The organism is Brevibacillus sp. 1238 (assembly GCF_029892995.1).
In the GTDB taxonomy this organism is placed as follows: Bacteria; Bacillota; Bacilli; order Brevibacillales; family Brevibacillaceae; genus Brevibacillus; species Brevibacillus parabrevis.
On record NZ_JARXWC010000009.1, the window covers coordinates 60,325 to 78,670 of the forward strand.

Here is an 18,346-nt window from a genome sequence, read left to right on the forward strand (position 1 = left end):
TCTGCTAGAATGACGATCAATGAGTCTCGTATAATGATCAGGAATACGGCCTGAAAGTTTCTACCGCTGAACCGTAAATTCGGCGACTACGAGGAGAGCACTTCGGATTTCTGTACATGCAACCACACATGTGTACACAAGCTGGGACGCTGCCTCCGTATGAAAGATCGGAGTCACCGTCCCGGTTTTTTTGCAAATATGCGACAATTCGGCTTGTAGACGAGTGAGCATGATGCAGAACCGGGGGAAGCGGAAACTGTTTGACCATGCATCAAGCGAGGAGGTCGGCAAAATTGCAGCCGACACTCACGTCCTGTGCGTAACAGGAGAAGGGGGATATGATGGACAAGTCATTGGAAATGGTCGTCGTACTCGATTTCGGAGGCCAGTACAATCAATTGATCGCGCGACGCGTTCGCGATCTCGGTGTCTACAGCGAGCTGATGCCGTTCAATACGCCTGTAGAAAAAATCAAGGCAATGCAACCAAAAGGGATTATTTTCTCCGGCGGACCTGCGAGCGTGTACGAAGAGGGAGCGCCTAAAGTAGATCCGGCGATTTTTGATCTGGGCTTGCCAATCCTGGGTATTTGCTACGGCATGCAGCTGATGAGCCACATGCTGGAAGGAAAAGTAGAGCGAGCTGGCAAACGCGAGTACGGAAAAGCGGAGCTGCGTTTGCAAAATGCCCACAGCCTGTACGAAAAATGGGATGCGAATGAAATCGTCTGGATGAGCCACACCGATAAAGTAGTAGAGCTGCCGACTGGTTTTAGCGTAGATGCTGTGAGCGACAGCTGCCCGGTAGCGGCGATCAGCAACCCTGAGCGCAAGCTGTACGGCGTGCAATTCCACCCAGAAGTTCGTCACACCGTAAAAGGAAGCGAGTTCATCGGCAACTTCCTGTTTAACGTCTGCGGTTGCGAGCCTACCTGGAGCATGACGACTTTCATCGAGGACGAGCTGGTTCGCATTCGTGAAACCGTAGGCAACAAGCAAGTTCTGTGTGCCTTGAGCGGCGGCGTTGACTCTTCCGTCGTAGCAGCGTTGATCCACAGAGCGATTGGCGATCAATTGACTTGCATGTTCGTAGACCACGGCCTTCTGCGCAAAGGGGAAGCCGAAAGCGTCATGGAGACATTCGGTGAGAAATTCTCCATGAAAGTGATCAAGATTGACGCTCGCGAGCGTTTCCTGAGCAAGCTGAAAGGCGTTTCCGACCCTGAGCAAAAGCGCAAAATCATCGGCAACGAGTTCATTTACGTATTCGATGAAGAAGCAGGCAAACTGACAGACATGGACTTCCTGGCGCAAGGTACACTGTACACGGACATCGTGGAAAGCGGAACGGCGACAGCGCAAACGATCAAGTCCCACCACAACGTGGGCGGCTTGCCGGAAGACATGAAGTTCGAACTGATCGAGCCTTTGAAAACATTGTTCAAGGACGAGGTTCGCAAATTGGGTACAGAGCTTGGCTTGCCGGATGAAATCGTTTGGCGTCAACCGTTCCCAGGTCCGGGACTCGGCATTCGCGTTTTGGGCGAAGTGACAGAGGAAAAACTGGAGATCGTTCGTGAATCCGACGCGATTCTTCGCGAAGAGATTGCCAAAGCAGGTTTGGATCGGGACATTTGGCAATACTTCACAGCTCTGCCGAACATGACGACAGTGGGCGTAATGGGCGATGTACGCACCTATTCCTACACAGTAGGCATTCGTGCCGTTACTTCCATCGACGGCATGACAGCTGACTGGGCACGCATTCCGTGGGATGTTCTGGAGAAAATCTCCACGCGGATCGTCAATGAAGTCGACAACGTAAACCGCATCGTGTACGATGTCACTTCCAAACCACCAGCAACGATTGAGTGGGAATAAAATAAATCCGGATGTTCACCTTATTTCAAAAATGAACGTTCGTATTTTCGTTGACATTCGATATGTCACCTGATACACTTCTCAATGTGAACAGGTAATATAGGAAGGTTCGTATATTCTTGAGAATATGGCTCAAGAGTTTCTACGGGGTCGCCATTAACGACCTGGCTACGAACAAAATGTCGACGGGATGCGAGTTTGTTATTATTTTTGAAATTGTTCCCGGAGTGTTTTGTGAAGAGGCCAGGCGCATACTAATAGCGTCCGGGCCTTTTTTCATTGCCACTACCATAAGCATGGGGGGACTTACGGTGCGGAAGTACTTTGAGTTTGACAAACTGGGCACCAATTACCGCCGCGAAACAATCGCGGGCATCACTACTTTTTTGGCCATGGCGTACATTCTGGCTGTCAATCCGTTCATTCTCAGCGGTGCAGACTTGCCGCCGGATCTGAAAGCAAACTACCCTGAGTTCGGCGCTGTATTCACGGCGACAGCTCTGGCAGCAGCGATCGGAACGCTGCTCATGGGGATTCTTGGACGTTTGCCGATCGGGCAAGCACCAGGGATGGGACTGAATGCGTTCTTTACTTACACCGTCGTGTTGACGATGCACATTCCTTGGCAGCAAGCATTGGCTGGGGTATTTGTCTCTTGTACGATCTTTTTGATTCTGTCCTTGACTGGCGTTCGGGAAGCGATCATCAAAGCGATTCCAAAAGGGTTGAAATATGCGGTTTCTGCGGGGATTGGGCTGTTTATCGCATTTATCGGTTTGAAAAACGCAGGCATTGTGGTTGCAAATGACGCGACGTTTGTCGCTTTGGGTCATCTGACCTTTTACCATGAAGGAATGAAGCCAGAAGACGTATTGGCTGCGAAAAATGCCTTGCTGGCAATCTTCGGTCTGATTGTTACGGTCGTTCTGCTTTCGCGAAAAGTGAACTCCGGTATTTTCATCGGGATGGTGGTCACAGCTGTAGTCGGGATGATCTTCGGTCTGGTCAGCCTGCCAGAGCAGGTTGTATCTGCACCGCCGAGCCTGGCGCCGACATTCGGTGCGGCGTTCCAATACCTCGGTGATCCATCTGCTTTGTTTACAGTGAACATGCTGATCGTTGTACTTACGTTCTTGTTCGTTGACTTCTTCGATGCAACAGGTACTTTGCTCGGCGTAGCCAGCCAAGCTGGATTGTTGAAAGAAGACGGAAACTTGCCGCGTCCTGGCAAAGCGCTCGCTTCTGATGCGATTGCCGGTATGGCGGGTGCGGTACTCGGTACTTCGACGACTACTGCTTATGTCGAGTCCACGGCAGGGGTAGCAGCAGGCGGCCGTTCCGGTTTTACTGCTATCGTTACAGGTGTGCTGTTCTTGTTGGCTCTGTTCTTCTCGCCGCTGCTCGCGATTGTGACCCCGGCTGTTACCGCCCCGGCGCTGATTATCGTCGGTGTGCTGATGGCTTCGCATATCGCCCATGTGGCTTGGAACGATCTGGACGAAGCGTTCCCAGCGTTCCTGACGATCTTGTTGATGCCGCTCACTTACAGTATCGCAACAGGGATTGCGACTGGCTTCATCGTTTATCCAGTGATGAAGTTGCTGAAAGGCAAAGGGCGTGAAGTGCATCCGGCGATGTACGTTCTGTTCTTCGTGTTCCTGGCCTACTTCATCTGGTTGCGCGAATAGGATATTTTGGAAAATGGCTTCTCGTCTACTGGACGGGGAGCTTTTTTTGCGCTATGATAGGAAAAATCTTTTGATGTGGAGGGACCTCTGTCATGTTTAGCCAAATATCGTTCCTTCAACAGCATCACCACGGCTAGAGCGTTTGTATCTTCGGAAATGTTTCCGCAGGTGCAAGCGCTTCTTGTGCTTTGTGCCTGCGGTGGTGATTTTTTTGTAGCCATGCGGGCATGAAGTTGCCTCGCATGGCTATTTTTGTTGGTTCGAAAACAGAAAGGATGAGGGACATGGAAAACAGCGTTTTGAAAAGCGTGAAAGGAACAAAAGACTTTTTGCCAAAAGAGCAGGCGCAGCGCAACTGGATACGGCGCACGCTGGAGGCGGTGTTCGAGGCGTACGGCTGCAAGCCGCTGGAGACTCCGACATTGCAATACTATGAGCTGCTCGCATCCAAATACGGCGGCGGGGACGAGATTTTGAAAGAAGTTTATCGGCTGAGTGACCAAGGGGAGCGGGAACTCGCCTTGCGCTACGATTTGACGGTTCCTTTGGCAAAAGTCGTCGGGATGAACCCGGAGATGAGATTGCCCTTCAAGCGCTATGAGATCGGCAAAGTGTTTCGCGACGGTCCGGTGAAGACTGGACGGCTGCGGGAGTTTATCCAGTGCGACGTCGATATCGTCGGTACGTCCTCGATGCTTGCCGAGGCAGAGCTGATCAGCATGGCGTTTGCGGCATTCGCCAAGCTTGGGCTGGACGTGTACATCGAGGTAAACAATCGCAAGCTGTTGTCGGGCGTGTTGCAGGAGCTGGGGGTACCGGCAGAACGGGCGGGAGATGTGATGCTGTCGCTCGACAAGCTGGAGAAAATCGGCGTGGAAGGGGTACGCGACGATTTGCGGGAGCGCCAGGTGGAGGAGCCGCTTGTTGCAGCGATCACGGCTTTTTTGCAAAAGGGTGCGCTGACTTTGGACGCTTTGGCGAAGCAGTTTTCCTCTGATACTTTCCAGCAGGGCGTACAGGAGCTGCAAGAGCTGTTTGACTACTTGCAAGGAGCAGGCGTCTCTGGCGAGGTGCGCTTTTCGCCGTTTTTGGCCCGCGGTTTGGGGATTTACACGGGCACAGTTTACGAGATTTTTTTGCAGGATCGAAGCATTGCCTCAAGCATCGGGAGTGGCGGCAGGTTCGATGAGATTATTGGGCGGTTTTTAGGCGATGGGCGAGCATATCCGGCGGTGGGCATCTCGTTTGGGCTTGATGTGATTCTGGCGGCGCTCTCCATGCGGGAGGCAAGCGAGCGGGCAGCCGCTGACGTTTTGGTCATCCCGCTCGGCACCGAGACGCTTAGCCTTGGGCTGGCGAATCGCCTGCGTGCGAGCGGTCTCCGGGTCGAGCTGGAGCTTGCGGGCAGGAAGCTGAAGAAAGCGCTGGACTACGCAAACAAGGAAGGGATAGCCTACGCGCTGATTTACGGCGAAAATGAAGTGAACAGCGGACAGGTGATCGTGCGGGACATGCGGCAGGGCAGTGAAGAGGCAATAGCACTCGATTCTGTTTCAAGCTGGTTGTCCAGTAGACTGTAAAGGAGATAGCCTTTTTTTGCCACTTTCGTTACGATAAAGAAAAAAGGGGGCGAAGGCATGCGAAAATGGGCCTTTTGGCTAGGATGCAGTTGCTTGGTGATGAACTTGGGATGGCCAGCTAAGGCAAGCGAGGAGCCGCTTTTGCAAAAGCCGTTGTATCAGGCGAATGTCCACATTGATCCAGTGAAAAAAGAAGTGAGCGGAAGCATAGCCATCACCTTTTGGCCGAAAGACCCGAAACATGCCTACCTTCATCTTTATCCGGACGTATTTACGAAACGACAAGATGGAATGCTATGGGAGGAACTTTTAGGCAAGGAACCTGGACTTGGCACGTATGATAGTAACAAGCTCACAGTCGACGGAAAAGCGGTTGCGGGCAAAAAGACTGGGCATATTTTGGAGATACCGCTTGCAGCAGAAGGAAAACCGATAAGCGAGACAGGCCCGCACAAAATCGAGCTGGATTTTGCGATGAAGCTTCCTCACAACGACGGGAGGATGTCATACGATGAGCACGCGATCTGGCTGGGCAACTGGCTGCCGATTCTCGCCGTGTACGATCAGGGCGGGTGGCGTCTCGATGCGTACGAGCCTGTAGGCGATCCCTTTTACAGCGAGGTCGCAGATTACGAGGTCAACGTCACTTTTCCAGCGGGCTATCAGTGGGCGAGCACGGCACCCGATAAAGCAGCAGAGGTGACTGCGCCGTCAAAAGGAGAAAAAACGGCACGGCTGCGCGTAAAAGATGTGCGCGATTTCGCCCTTGTTGTCATGGATGCGAGCTACCAGAGCACAGAGAGCAAAGCAGGAGATACAGTAGTTCGCACTTGGTGGCGCCAAGGGGATGACGTGCAGCAAGCCAAGCAAAACCATCAGGCGGCTGTTTCGTCACTGGCGTATTTTCATCAAAACTTGGGGGCATATCCGTACACGGAGTACGATGTGATTCGGACAGGCGGGGCGATCAACGGGATGGAGTACCCGGCTTTGGTGTTTCTGGACGGGCGGCATTTTCTGGCGAATGCAGAGTACGCGATTGATACGGTGGTGCATGAGACGGCCCACCAATGGTTTTACGGATTGGTCGGCAACGATCAGCTTCGCGAGGCATGGCTGGACGAAGGCTTTACTGAATATGCAACGATCGCCTTCCTGACGGAACAGTATCCGCTACACGGTGCTGAGCGCGTGCGCAGGCGGCTTGCCAACGGGACGTTTGTGCCGCTTTACGTAAAAGAGCATCAGCGGCCGTGGCAGGCTCTCACCGAGTTTCCTGCCAATCAATACTATAGCGATCTCGTTTACTCCAGGACAACCTCCATGCTGTGGCTGTTGCGGGGAGCTTGGGGAGAAGAGCGGCTGTATGATGTTTTGAGACAGTATGTGGCGACTTACCGTTACCAGCTTGTCAGCGGCGAGCAATGGAAGGCGTTTTTGACAAAAGCGGCTGGCGAGGACGCGAGCGCATTTTTGGACTATTGGATGAATCTGGACATGTCCCAGCAGGAACAGGCAGCGGCCTGGCTGGAACGACAACGCGAAAAGCAGCAAAAGTAAGCGAAGGCAGGGGAGTGCCATGTGGCGCAAGCATTGGGTGGTCGGCATGGTAGTAGGGATTGCTCTGGCAGTGTGCTTGTGGAGCAGCCCGTGGGCGGGACAAGCCGGGGCAGATGTGGCGGTGATCGCCAACCCGGAGCAGAAGCCGGCAGCTGTCACGTACAGCGCAGAGGTGTGGCTGGATATGAACGAGCGAGTCGTAAAAGGAACGTTGACGACCCGCTTTGTACCACAGGATGACAAAGCCTTTTTCCATCTGTATCCGAATGCTTTCGCTACAGAGGCGGATCTTCGCTCAGAAAACTGGGAGCAAGTGCTGGGCAAACAAAGAGAGCCGGGCGGCATTGCGATCTCGGCTGTCAAAGTAAACGGACGCCAAGCTGATGTTCGCTATGAAGGAAAAACGAACACGCTTTTGCGCGTGCCGCTCCCACAGCTTCCGCCGAACAAGGCAAAAGCCGAAACGGTTGTGGAGATGAGCTTCCGCCTGCAAGTGCCGTATAACAACGGGCGGCTGTCTTACCACGATCATGCCATGTGGCTCGGCAATTGGCTGCCGATTCTCGCCGTCAAGGACAGCGGCGGCTGGCGACTCGATCCGTACACAGCGATCGGCGACCCGTTTTACAGCGAGGTGGCGAACTATCATCTGCGCGTTCATTTGCCGGAAGGGTATCAGCTTGCTACGACGGGGCTGGAAAGTGTCGCTGTCGTCACGCAAACAAGGCCGCAGCGCCAAAGTATATACGAGCTGGATGCCTGGAACGTTCGTGATTTTGCCATGGTCGTGATGGATGACACGTATCAGGCGATGTCCGGCAAGGTGGGGGAAACTGTCGTTCGGACCTGGTCGCAGCAAGGCGATGATGCGGCAGTCGTGAACAGCTTGCACCAGACGGCGATGGAATCGCTCGACTACTATGGAAAACAGTTTGGCACGTACCCCTACAAGGAATACGATGTCGTCAAGACGGGCGGCTTTTTCGGGGGAATGGAGTATCCGAGTCTCGTCTTTATTGAAGAGGAATTTTTCAACACAGCGAATAGCATGGGAGCGGCTGTGGTTGCGCACGAAACCGCCCATCAATGGTTTTACGGCATCGTCGGCAACGATGAAGTGCGGGAGGCGTGGCTCGATGAAAGCTTGACCGACTACGCCACGATGGTGTTTTTGCAGGAAAAAGATGCCAAACGGGCGCAGGCGTACATGCGGATGAGGCAAGGCCAGTCGCGAGCGGCGGAAGCGTATGCGAAGCAAGGAATTGACGCCGAGACGAGTGTGGCGGCCTTCCCGGACTGGAAAAGCTACAATGAGCTGGTCTACGGACGCTCAGGCGTCATGTGGTGGACTTTGCGGGATGCTTGGGGAGCCGAACGGCTGAATCAGCTATTGCGCCAGTACGTGAGTGAGCACCAGTACGGGCTTGCGAATGGAGCAGCGATCAAGGAACTGGTATCGGCGGCAAGCGGAGCGGATGCCACACCGTTTTTTGATTACTGGCTTCATCTCAAGCTGGAGCTTGCGGAAGCAGCGAACGGCTGGTTGGAAAAGGTTAAACACGAATGATGGAATCGAACCCAATTTAAAATGTTCGGAAGCGTGGTTGACAGGCAAACTTTCTCCCTGCTACACTGTGTATGTTGATAGCAAACGAGTACGAATAGCCCAGGCGATGAGTACGGCGCAAAAAGCCGTTAGTCGGTTGGGTTTTCTTCTGATGATACAAAACGTAGGGGGCGAATGGTTCATGCTACAGCCGTTGGTAGGCGTCATTATGGGCAGTACGTCAGACTGGGAAACGATGAAGGAAGCATGCGCAATTCTCGATGAATTGCAGGTTCCGTACGAAAAGAAGGTCGTCTCTGCACACAGAACGCCTGACTTGATGTTTTCGTATGCCGAGAGTGCAAAAAGCCGCGGGCTGGAAGTTATCATCGCAGGAGCGGGTGGCGCAGCCCATTTGCCAGGCATGGTGGCTGCCAAGACTGAACTGCCAGTAATCGGAGTACCTGTGAAGTCTTCCAATCTGAACGGACTGGATTCGCTTTTGTCCATCGTGCAAATGCCAGGCGGCGTGCCAGTCGCCACAGTCGCAATCGGCAAAGCGGGCGCGATCAATGCAGGGCTGCTCGCTGCGCAGATTTTGGGGATCAAATACCCTGAGGTGCAAGAGCGCTTTGTGGCAAGACGTGATGAAGTGCGCAATAAAGTGTTGGAGGCTGGCGAACTGGAATGACGACCAAACAGAGCAAGCAAATCAAACCAGGATCGACTCTCGGAATACTCGGCGGCGGACAGCTCGGCCGAATGATCGCTCTCGCTGGACGAGCTATGGGTTATCGCTTTGTGACGATGGACCCGACCGTCGACGCTCCGTGCGGACAAACGGCGGATCGGCAAATTGTCGCCAGCTACGATGACGTGGAAGCGGCGATGCAGCTTGCTTCTGTCAGCGACGTGATTTCCTACGAATTTGAAAATGTGGATGCACAAGTAGCAGAGGTGTTGGAAAGCCATGCGTACGTGCCGCAGGGCAGCCGCCTTTTGCGCATCACACAAAACCGAATTTCCGAAAAGACGGCGATTCGCGAAATCGGCATTCCGGTCGCACCTTTTCGCGTAGTCGGCAGTTTGCAAGATTTGCAGGGAGCCGTAGCCGAACTGGGGTTGCCTGCGGTCATGAAGACAGCGACCGGGGGCTATGACGGCAAAGGCCAGTGGGTCTTGCGCAGCGAGGACGAGCTTGCGGAGGCGTACGAGACACTCTCCAAGGCAGGAACAGAGCTGATCGTGGAACAGTTCGTGCCTTTTCAGATGGAGTTGTCGGTCATTGCAGCGCGAAATCCAGACGGAGAGTTGGCCGTATTCCCGACGTCGGAAAATATTCATCAGGAAAACATCTTGCATCTGAGCATCGTGCCGGCGCGTGTCGCACCGGAAGTAAAAGCACGCGCAGAAGAAATCGCCCGCACGATTGTCGAGAAGCTTGATGTAGTCGGGCTGATCGCTGTGGAAATGTTTTTGACCACAGACGGGCAACTGTACGTCAATGAACTGGCGCCGCGCCCGCACAATTCCGGCCATTACACGATGGATGCTTGTGTGACTTCGCAATTTGAACAACACGTCCGGGCTGTTTGCAACTTGCCGTTAGGCTCGACAGAGTTGCTCTCTCCCGTCGTGATGGTTAATATTTTGGGAGAGCATCTTCAGCCTGTCATCGATCAAATCGACAAGCTGCCGCGCACGGCCAAGCTGCATCTGTACGGAAAAGCCGAGAGCAAGGCGAAGCGGAAAATGGGGCATATCAACGTGCTCGCCCCCACTGTGGAAGAAGCGCTCACCCACATTGATGAGTTGAAAATCTGGACGAATCCATCGGAGGTATAATCATGATCGAACGTTATTCTCGCCCGGAAATGCGCGCCATTTGGACGGAAGAAAACAAGTTCAAGGCTTGGCTGGAAGTAGAAATTCTCGCATGTGAAGCTTGGTCCAAGCTGGGAATCATCCCGGAAGAGGACGTGAAAAAGCTGTGGGACAAGGCCAGCTTTGACATTAACCGCATCTATGAGATCGAGGAAGAGACACGCCATGACGTAGTGGCGTTTACCCGTGCGGTTTCGGAAACATTGGGCGAAGAGAAGAAGTGGGTACACTACGGCTTGACCTCTACTGACGTGGTGGACACGGCGCTGTCCTACTTGCTGCGTCAGGCGAACGAAATTTTGGAAAAAGATATCGAAGACTTCATTGCGATTTTGGCTGACAAAGCTCGCGAGCACAAAGACACGGTTTGCATGGGCAGAACGCATGGCGTGCACGCCGAGCCTACCACTTTCGGCTTGAAGCTGGCGCTGTGGCATGAAGAAATGAAGCGCAACCTGGCGCGTTTCCAGGCGGCGAGAAAAGAAGTGGCGTACGGCAAAATTTCCGGCGCAGTAGGCACGTATGCGAACATCGACCCGTTCGTGGAAGCATACGTCTGCGAAAAGCTCGGTCTGTCTCCGGCTCCGATTTCCACCCAAACATTGCAGCGCGACCGTCATGCCGAGTACATGGCGACATTGGCTCTGATCGCAACTTCGCTGGAGAAGTTCGCAACAGAGATCCGCGGTCTGCAAAAGAGCGAAATGCGCGAAGTGGAAGAAGCGTTTGCCAAAGGTCAAAAAGGCTCTTCCGCCATGCCGCACAAGCGCAACCCGATCGGCAGCGAAAACATTTGCGGTCTTGCGCGCGTCATCCGCGGTCACATGCTCACTTCTTACGAAAACGTGTCGCTCTGGCATGAGCGGGATATTTCCCACTCTTCCGCAGAGCGCGTGATTTTGCCAGACGCGACCCAAGCGCTGAACTACATGCTGCGCCGTTTCATGAACATCGTGAAAAACTTGACGGTATTCCCGGAGAACATGAAGCGCAACATGGATCGCACATTCGGATTGATCTACTCCCAGCAAGTCATGCTCAAGCTGATCGAAAAAGGCATGAGCCGCGAGCAAGCGTACGATACGGTGCAGCCGCGCGCGATGCAAGCCTGGGAAGAACAGCGTTCTTTCCGCGCCATCGTGGAAGAAGACGCAACGGTCAGCTCCACACTGACCAAAGAAGAGCTGGATGAATGCTTCGACTATCGCTACCATTTGAAGCATGTGGATACGATTTTCCAGCGTCTTGGCTTGCTGTAAGGTTTGAATATGCTTGTAAGGAACGCTCCCGAGTGATTCGGGGGCGTTTTTTTTGCGGAAGAACATCCCTTTTTACGTGGAAATCATGTATGAGGAGGATTTTTCAATATATTGGAAAATATATATTTTGATGTAAAACGCTGAGCGGAAAAAAGCGAGTGTGGGACAGAGTGGAGTTCGTCCGTTTCGCCAAAGCTTACTTCCCTGTTACCGAAAATTATTTTGCAAGTTGGCTCAGGCTGTAACCAAACGAGTGGGGCTCTCGTACCTATAAGTGCGAGAGCTTACAAGCAAGCTATAAGTACCTTACAAAAGTGTAAGCTTCTTGAAATATAACTCGATGGTTCCTGCCTCTGATCCGTTTTACAATGAGATCAACTCATACGGATCACGAAATGGGAGATCGATTATGACTACTGCACTCATTTATGCGAAACCAAACCAAAGACAAATTTACGAAGATTATTCCGCCAAAATATACCGCTATTTCCGCTACCGCGTAAAGAACATCTGGGACGTGGAAGACCTGACAACGACTGTGTTCATCAAAGTATACTCGAAGCTGGATCAATACGATGGCCGCCATCCTTTTGGGGCATGGATTTTCCGCATCGCGCATAATGCCCTGATTGACCACATGCGCAAAAAACGGGAATGCCCGGTTGATCAGGACACTTTCAGCACAATGGCCGCGACTGACAAGCTGCCGGAGGAGTGCCTGCTGACGCAAGAAACGACGGAGGGACTGTGGCAAAAGGTACACACCTTGACGACAGATCAACGCAACGTGATTTCTTTGCGCTATCTCGCTGATTTGCGCATGAACGAGATTGCCGAGATTTTGGGCAAGACAGAGGCTTCAGTCAAAATCCTGCATTTTCGCGGGATCAAAAAACTTCAGCAAATTATGGATGCAAAAGCTTGAAGGCGGATGACAATACCGCCTTTTTTTGTTGGACGAAAACGGGCGTGGCGTGATTCGGACAGCTTGGCGCAGTTGGCGTTGCCGAGTTTTCTAGTGGTATAGTAGAGAGAGGAAGAATTAGGAGATTCGCGATGAGAGGAGTATAAGCTGATGTCGACAATCATGATTGTGGAAGACGACCCGAAGATCAACCAGCTTTTGCAAGAACAGCTGGAAAAATACGGATTTCAAACGGTCAACGTCGAGCATTTTGACCGCGTCATGGATGTGTTCATAGACAGGCGGCCCGATCTGGTACTGCTGGATGTGAACTTGCCCAAGTTTGACGGCTTTTACTGGTGCAGACAGATGCGGCAGGAGTCCAACTGCCCGATTTTGTTTATTTCCGCGCGGGAGAGCAAGATGGATCAGGTCATGGCGCTGGAAAATGGCGCAGACGACTACATTACCAAGCCGTTCGACTACGATGTGGTGCTGGCGAAAATTCGCAGCCAGCTGCGCCGCGCATACGGGCAATACGCGCCGCAGGAAGGGGAACGCACGGTAGAGGTTGCGGGACTGAAGCTGTTTTTGGAGCGGATGGAGCTTTCGATGAACGATACGAAGATCGAGCTGAGCAAAAAAGAGGCGCTGCTGCTGGAAGCGTTGATGAATCAATACCCGCGCGTCGTGAGCAGGGAGCGCCTGTTGGAAAAGCTGTGGGACGAGCAATTCGTCGATGAAAACACGTTGAACGTGTACATCACGCGTGTGCGCGGAAAGCTGAAAGACATCGGGCTGGAAGGAGCCGTCGAGACTGTGCGCGGTTCGGGCTATCGTCTGCGAGCGACCTGGGAGGATGGGCAATGAAGCTGTTCCTCAGGGATCAATGGGCCTTTGCCGCCTTTTTTCTCGTTCAGCTGTTTTTGCTGATTTTGATTTTCGCCATGGACGGCTACTGGAACGAATCCTTGGTTATTTACGTGATGTTTTTGTCCGTGTTTTTTGCCGGAGCTTTTCTGGTCGTGCGTTATTTGACCCATCGGTTGATTTACCAGCGCTTGAGCAAGCCGGTAGAAACGTTGGAGGAGCTGACGCAGACGTACGGAAACGCAGCGCTTTGCCGCGCCTTGGACGAGAAAAGCCTGGAGCAGTATCGGCTGTACAAGGAGCAGCTGCATGCGTACGAGAACAAGCAGCGCGATTACACGACGTTTATCCAGCAATGGGTGCACCAGATGAAAACGCCGATCTCCGTCATCCATTTGCTGCTGCAAAATGAAGATGATCCGAAATCGGAGAGCGTGCGTGAAGAAATCGACCGGATCAAGCGCGGCTTGGAAACAGTGCTGTACATAGCGCGGCTGGACCGCTTTGAACAGGACTTTTTGATCGAGCCTGTGGCGATTCGCACATTGACGCAAAACGTGCTGGCGGAAAACAAGCGGTTGTTTATCCGCAATCAAGTGTATCCGGAGCTGAAAATAGAAGAGAACTGGCGAGTGGAATCCGACGACAAATGGCTTTCGTTTGTGTTGAACCAGCTTTTGACCAACGCGGTTCGCTATTCGGCAGGGAAAAGCAACAAGGTGACGATCCGAGCGTACGAACGCGGGCAGCATGTCGTCCTGGAAGTGCAAGACTACGGGATCGGCATACCAGCCGAGGATATCAGACGGGTGTTCAAGCCGTATTTTACCGGGGAAAATGGCCGCAAGTATCCTGAATCGACCGGGATGGGCCTGTACTTAGTCAAGGAAATTTGCGGACGGCTGCACCATGGCGTGGAAATGGACTCCGAAGTGGGCGAGGGCACGACAGTCCGCCTTGTCCTGTCTGCGGTGGTGCCAACCTTACAAGAACGTAAGGATGATGAAAGTTAAATCGATAGTTGAAAAACGTGCGCCCTCGTATAGTGAAAAGTGGGATGTCAGAGGAAAGGGGAAAGACGCATGGAAATGCTTGCGGTGAACAGTCTGAGTAAAATATACGGAGGCAAAGTGACATACCGCGCGTTGACCGATATCGATTTTTCGATTCGCAAAGGAGAATTTGTCGGTATCATGGGTCCATCCGGCAGCGGGAAAACGACGCTTTTAAATATGATCTCCACGATTGACTCTCCTACATCGGGGGCTGTTCTCTTGAATGGAACGAATCCGCACTTGTTGAAAAAAGACAAGCTGGCGCTCTTCCGTCGCCGCGAGTTGGGCTTTGTGTTCCAGGATTTCAATTTGCTCGATACCCTGACGATTGGTGAAAATATCGTTTTGCCGCTTACGCTGGAAAACGTCAAAGTTCAGACGATGGAAGAAAAGCTGCAAAATGTGGCTACGAAGCTGGGAATTTTGGACATTTTGGATAAGCGTACATACGAGGTATCCGGCGGGCAGCGTCAAAAGACCGCCATCGCTCGCGCTATCATCCATTCCCCTTCGCTGCTTTTGGCCGACGAGCCTACGGGAAACCTCGATTCCAAGTCTTCGCGAAATGTCATGGAGACTTTGGAAGCGATCAATAAAGCGGACAATACGACGATGATGATGGTGACGCACGATGCCCTGGCAGCCAGCTACTGTCATCGGGTCATTTTTATCAAAGACGGGCAGTTGCATAACGAAATGTACCGGGGAGAGAACCGTCAGGCGTTTTTCCAAAAGATTATTGACGCGCTATCGTTTTTGGGAGGGAACACCTATGACCTTTCGACAATTCGCGTGTAATAATGTTTTGCGCAATAAACGTACTTATGCTGCCTTTTTCATGAGCAGCGTGTTCTCTGTCATGATCTTTTTCGTCTACGCCATGTTCATTTTCCATCCGGGAATTGTCGGCGAGGAGATTCATGAATCAGTAGCGACCGGGATGATCGTAGCGGAATACGTCATCTTTCTGTTTTCGTTCTTTTTCCTCTTCTACTGCGTGGGAGCGTTTTTGAAAAAGCGGGAAAAGGAATTTGGGATTTTGTTCATGCACGGCATGACTCCGATGCAGCGCAATGTGCTCATCTGCATGGAAAACATGCTGATCGGGGTCGTCTCCATCGCGTTTGGGATCGGTCTTGGGATGGTGCTGGCCAAGCTGTTTTTCCAGTTTGCGGGCTTTCTGCTCGATGTGAAGGCATTGGGTTTTTATCTGCCCTGGAAAGCGATAGGGCTGACAGTGGTGGCGTTTCTTATTTTGTTCGCGGCGATCTCACTGTTTACTGTGCTGTTGCTCAGAAGCCGCAGCCTGCTTGAACTGTTGCAGGGGAGCCGCCGTCCCAAGCGGGAGCCTAGCGCGTCGATCGTGCTGTCGCTCGTAGCGGTTGCCTTGCTCGGAATGAGCTATTGGCTTGCCCTGACAGCAGACGGCATCTACGTGGTGGCGCTTGTGTTGCCGGTGACCGCTTTGACAGTGGTAGGAACGTACTTGCTGTTTACACAGCTGAGCGTGATCCTGATTGAATATTTGAAGAAGCGTCGAGCGATTTACTGGCGGCGCACGAATCTCCTGACGCTATCTGACCTGGCGTACCGGATGAAAGACAACGCGAGAATGTTTTTCCTGGTCTGTATCGTTTCGACGGTCGCCTTTTGTGCGATTGGGACGTTGGCTGCCTTGGCAGGTTCGATCCAGGAGACAGTCGTGAAGACGAATCCGTTTGCGTTTGAATACCAGAGCAAAGCAGGCAATCCTGACAAGGACGCGCATTTGCAGTTGATTGAAAACAGCTTGCAGCAAGGCGGCTTTTCTTTTGAAAAATATCAGGTGTCCATGCGTGTGCTGCCCGAGGCTCCGAATATGGAGAGAATCGGGGTCGTAAAACTGTCCGATTACAACCGCATCGCCGTGGCCGCCAATTCGCGCGAGCTGAAAATGGCCGACAACGAAGTGTTTTTGCTGCTCTTGTGGTTTGATGACGCTGTGAAGCAAAAGACGTTGCGCGTGGGCAACCAGGAGCTGATCGTCAAAACGGATACGAAAATGAACCCGCTGATCAGCGGCATCGATTTTGAGCGTCTGGCCGTCGTGCCGAACAAGGTGTACGATCAACTGACCAATTTGCGGGAAGAACAGCGTTTTGCCTATGATGTGCCGCGGTGGAAAGACACGCAGGACATCAGTCTCAAGCTGACTGATGAAATCGAGCATCGGAACGATATACATTCCTTTGCCGCCCGTGCTCCCCTCTATCATCAGATGAAACAGATGGCAAACACCGGGCTGTTCATTGGGCTGTTTGTAGGGGTTCTGTTTTTCGTAGCAGCAGCGAGCTTTTTGTATTTCCGGCTGTACACGGACTTAGAAAATGACAAGCGGCATTATGGAGCGATTGCCAAGATCGGGCTGACGGATGCGGAGTTGACGAGAATTGTCACGACGCAGATCGCGCTGTTGTTTTTCGTACCGATACTGGTTGCGATCATCCATAGCATCGTGGCGTTTGTTTCGTTGCAGAGCCTGCTCAAAATCATGCTCATCGCCTCCGTCGTCAAGCCGACTGCCATCGTGTTGTGCAGCTTCGTCATCGTTCAGGCGATTTACTTTTGGGTCATCCGCAATCGGTACTTGTTCCATTTGAAGCGGTCGATGAACCGAATATAGTGCTAGTGTGCAAAAGGTGTCCGGGAGCGGGCGCCTTTTTTGCGCGTCTGAATAAGTCGGCAAAGCGATGAGCGAGTTTGGCTAATGCAAGTACACAAACTGGCATAGGATATAGAAGGAGCGCAAAGCGAGGAGGGAAAGGCATGGAACAGGAAACATGGATGGAGCATGCCGTCAATCTGGCGTTGGATAATGTAACAGCCAGCCGTGGCGGGCCTTTTGGCGCGATAGTCGTGAAGGACGGGCAAATTGTCGGGCGGGGCCGCAATGAAGTGACGGCGACGAACGATCCTACCGCGCATGCGGAGGTCCAGGCGATTCGCGAGGCGTGTCAGAAACTGGGGACTTTCCAGTTGGACGACTGCGAGCTGTACACGAGCTGCGAGCCGTGTCCGATGTGTTTGGGCGCGATTTACTGGGCGCGTCCGCGGGCCGTGTACTACGCTTGCACAAAAGAAGACGCAGCGCGTGTCGGATTCGATGATCAGTTCATTTATGAGCAAATCATGTTGCCGCATGAGCGCAGAAGCATTCCTTTTCGCCAGATGGAGCTGGAGAATCGGCAAGGTCCGTTTCTGGCTTGGGAGCAATCGGAAAAGCGGATTGAATATTGAACGGGTGGTGCTGGTCGTTCAGCCATTTCCTACGGGGAGTGGCTGTTTTTTTGTTTATGAATACGCGAAATATGATAAAGGAAAATAAAAAAATGAAAATGCTTTCAAAAAGAAATTTTCTGAATAAAGGGTTGCATCGTGCCGTAATTCGTATTATAGTAACAACAATCGTTACGTAATTCGACTGTAATTTTTAATTTACAACCGCTATAAGGTTAAAAAATGGATAAGTAAGACGAATAAAGGAGTGGTTATATGGAGGAGAAATTCCGGCGTTCCCTGTACCCGGAGCTTGACGATACAGATTATGGGATCATCCGCGCTCTGCAAGAAAATGCTCGCCTGCCTTTTACCCAAATCGCCAAAGATCTCGGGGTGACCGAAAAAACGATTCGCATGCGCGTGCAGCAGCTGCAAGACGAAGGAACGTTGAGTCTGGTTGGCATCGTCAATCCAGTCAAGGCAGGCCTGCATGTTCAGGCGATCATTCAAGTAGCGGTCGAAGCGGAAAAGCTCGACGAAGTCGTCGCCGCGCTGAACGAGATGGTGGAAATTCGTCTGATCGTATTGACCTCCGGTGACTATCAGCTGTTCACGCAGGTCTTGGTAAGAAGCTACGAAGAATTGTCGGAATTTTTGATGAAAAAGCTGTACAAAGTCCCGGGAATTTTGCGGACAAACGTCATCAATGAGCTGAAAATTTTGAAATCCAAGTACAACTTCGTCCGCTAAAACAAAGCGGGAACCTTGGAAGGGGGAATGCCATCGGACGAATGAGCCGCTGGGATTGTCTTGAAAAAGTCGTCATGTTTATCACAGAAAAAAAGAGAGAAGGGGTCATCTT

At 52.3% G+C, this 18,346-nt stretch carries 15 protein-coding genes and 2 riboswitches; all 15 genes read left to right on the plus strand.

Features of this window, described 5'->3' with window-relative positions; translation table 11 throughout:
• The first annotated feature begins 6 nt into the window (after positions 1-6).
• Positions 7-109, plus strand: a riboswitch (purine riboswitch).
• A 232-nt stretch (positions 110-341) separates the two neighbouring features.
• The 15 genes from guaA (at position 342) to M2298_RS19535 (ending at position 18,234) form a co-directional block, all read left to right on the plus strand.
• Positions 342-1,880 (plus strand): glutamine-hydrolyzing GMP synthase, encoded by a 1,539-nt coding sequence (gene guaA, locus M2298_RS19465; protein WP_122965627.1) that lies wholly within the window; start codon positions 342-344, stop codon positions 1,878-1,880.
• Between the two features lie 89 nt (positions 1,881-1,969).
• Positions 1,970-2,071: riboswitch (purine riboswitch) on the plus strand.
• 120 nt (positions 2,072-2,191) lie between these two features.
• Positions 2,192-3,568 carry an NCS2 family permease gene (locus M2298_RS19470; protein ID WP_063229610.1) on the plus strand — a complete coding sequence of 459 codons (1,377 nt, stop codon included), beginning with the start codon at positions 2,192-2,194 and terminating at the stop codon, positions 3,566-3,568.
• Between the two features lie 284 nt (positions 3,569-3,852).
• Positions 3,853-5,148: a histidine--tRNA ligase gene (locus tag M2298_RS19475; RefSeq protein ID WP_280648982.1), complete on the plus strand. Its 1,296-nt coding sequence runs from the start codon at positions 3,853-3,855 to the stop codon at positions 5,146-5,148.
• 99 nt (positions 5,149-5,247) lie between these two features.
• Positions 5,248-6,708, plus strand: coding sequence for a M1 family metallopeptidase (locus tag M2298_RS19480; protein ID WP_280648983.1), 1,461 nt, complete (start codon positions 5,248-5,250; stop codon positions 6,706-6,708).
• 19 nt (positions 6,709-6,727) lie between these two features.
• A complete protein-coding gene (locus M2298_RS19485) occupies positions 6,728-8,275 on the plus strand; it encodes a M1 family metallopeptidase (RefSeq protein WP_280648984.1) in 1,548 nt (515 codons plus the stop codon).
• A gap of 181 nt (positions 8,276-8,456) precedes the next feature.
• Positions 8,457-8,945: a 5-(carboxyamino)imidazole ribonucleotide mutase gene (gene purE, locus M2298_RS19490; RefSeq protein ID WP_173597812.1), complete on the plus strand. Its 489-nt coding sequence runs from the start codon at positions 8,457-8,459 to the stop codon at positions 8,943-8,945.
• Positions 8,942-10,099: a 5-(carboxyamino)imidazole ribonucleotide synthase gene (gene purK, locus M2298_RS19495; protein ID WP_122965611.1), complete on the plus strand. Its 1,158-nt coding sequence runs from the start codon at positions 8,942-8,944 to the stop codon at positions 10,097-10,099. Before purE ends, purK begins: the two co-directional genes overlap by 4 nt.
• Positions 10,100-10,101: 2 nt before the next feature.
• Positions 10,102-11,397, plus strand: coding sequence for an adenylosuccinate lyase (purB, locus tag M2298_RS19500; protein ID WP_063229604.1), 1,296 nt, complete (start codon positions 10,102-10,104; stop codon positions 11,395-11,397).
• A 409-nt stretch (positions 11,398-11,806) separates the two neighbouring features.
• Entirely contained in the window at positions 11,807-12,322 is a 516-nt protein-coding gene (locus M2298_RS19505) for a sigma-70 family RNA polymerase sigma factor (protein WP_280648985.1), read from the plus strand.
• 150 nt (positions 12,323-12,472) lie between these two features.
• Complete coding sequence (locus M2298_RS19510) at positions 12,473-13,171, plus strand: response regulator transcription factor (protein WP_063229601.1); 699 nt, start codon at positions 12,473-12,475, stop codon at positions 13,169-13,171.
• Positions 13,168-14,184 (plus strand): sensor histidine kinase, encoded by a 1,017-nt coding sequence (locus tag M2298_RS19515; RefSeq protein WP_122965609.1) that lies wholly within the window; start codon positions 13,168-13,170, stop codon positions 14,182-14,184. Before M2298_RS19510 ends, M2298_RS19515 begins: the two co-directional genes overlap by 4 nt.
• A gap of 69 nt (positions 14,185-14,253) precedes the next feature.
• Positions 14,254-15,024 (plus strand): ABC transporter ATP-binding protein, encoded by a 771-nt coding sequence (locus M2298_RS19520; RefSeq protein ID WP_122965608.1) that lies wholly within the window; start codon positions 14,254-14,256, stop codon positions 15,022-15,024.
• Positions 14,999-16,888 carry an ABC transporter permease gene (locus M2298_RS19525; protein WP_122965607.1) on the plus strand — a complete coding sequence of 630 codons (1,890 nt, stop codon included), beginning with the start codon at positions 14,999-15,001 and terminating at the stop codon, positions 16,886-16,888. The genes M2298_RS19520 and M2298_RS19525 overlap by 26 nt, the downstream gene beginning before the upstream one ends.
• 143 nt (positions 16,889-17,031) lie before the next feature.
• Positions 17,032-17,502: a nucleoside deaminase gene (locus M2298_RS19530; protein ID WP_063229597.1), complete on the plus strand. Its 471-nt coding sequence runs from the start codon at positions 17,032-17,034 to the stop codon at positions 17,500-17,502.
• 255 nt (positions 17,503-17,757) lie between these two features.
• Positions 17,758-18,234, plus strand: a complete 477-nt coding sequence (locus M2298_RS19535) for an Lrp/AsnC family transcriptional regulator (RefSeq protein ID WP_063229596.1) — start codon at positions 17,758-17,760, stop codon at positions 18,232-18,234.
• The last annotated feature ends 112 nt before the right edge of the window (positions 18,235-18,346 follow it).